At 60.0% G+C, this 911-nt stretch carries 1 protein-coding gene; it reads left to right on the top strand.

The features are described 5' to 3' along the window. Positions 1-461: 461 nt before the first annotated feature. The coding region (locus tag AC1DTN_RS37410; protein ID WP_477925158.1) for a winged helix-turn-helix domain-containing protein at positions 462-911 on the top strand (450 nt) is incomplete at its 3' end.

The following is a 911-nucleotide window of genomic DNA, read 5'->3' as shown; positions in this document are numbered from 1 at the left end:
GGGGGCGGATTCGGAGTCGACAGCGGGCGCGGAAGCGTCGCGGGAATCAGGAAGGGTGCGGGCATGCGCGGATGCGCAAGGGCGATTGGCCATGGGTGGCTCCTAGCAAAACAGATGACAAAAAACGGCCGCACCCTCTGCGGTAGAGAGTGCGACTGACCTTGCAAGCGGTGTTATTGCAGGACGCCAATCCCGCCACGCCTTTTTGGGCGTGGCGGGCAGTATAGCTACGGTGATGGGGGCGGGCGCGGCGCAAATATGCGCGTCTGATGAGGGGCACCCGGGAGGATCCAACTGCAGTCGAAGCTGTCGACAGGGCTTGGCTCCCAACTAGGCTGGCTAGCCGACGCAAGGATACGGGCGTCTCGTGGATTCCGGAAAGGCGGCCTGTGGGAATTGAGTAGTCGTTCGGAACATCGGCAACGCCGCGATGGCCCACCTTCGCGAGATAGAAGTGCCCGGTGACAGCCGTCGAGTCACCTCAACCTGTTGCGTGCAACCAAGGCTGGCTCGGCCACAATGCACTCATGCCCGCCGAACCATTCAACGAAATTCMTTCAGCTACCGACACCACCCTTCCCTTGCTGAAGGCGATTCGAGATGGCGGGGACATAAAGCTTCGAGACCTGGTCGAGCAGTTGGCTCGAGAGTTTCAACTTACCGAGGATCAACTCGCGGAGCGCGTACCCAGCGATACCGACTACCTGTTTGCTAATCGTGTCGCATGGGGAGCGATGTTTCTGAAGCGCGCAGCCCTAATCGCTCAACCTCAGCGCGGCCGGTATCAAATCACCGACGAGGGCCGGAAGTTGTTAGCGGCGCCTCCGGAAAAGATAGATGGCAGGTTCTTGATGACGATTCCTGCCTATGCGGCTGCCAGCAAGCAACGGAAGGAGAAGGAACAGCAGGAT

Source organism: Rhizobium sp. 01T444 (assembly GCF_056398305.1).
The sequence above is the reverse complement of the archived record's forward strand: the minus strand, read 5'-3'. Positions and strand labels throughout refer to the sequence as shown.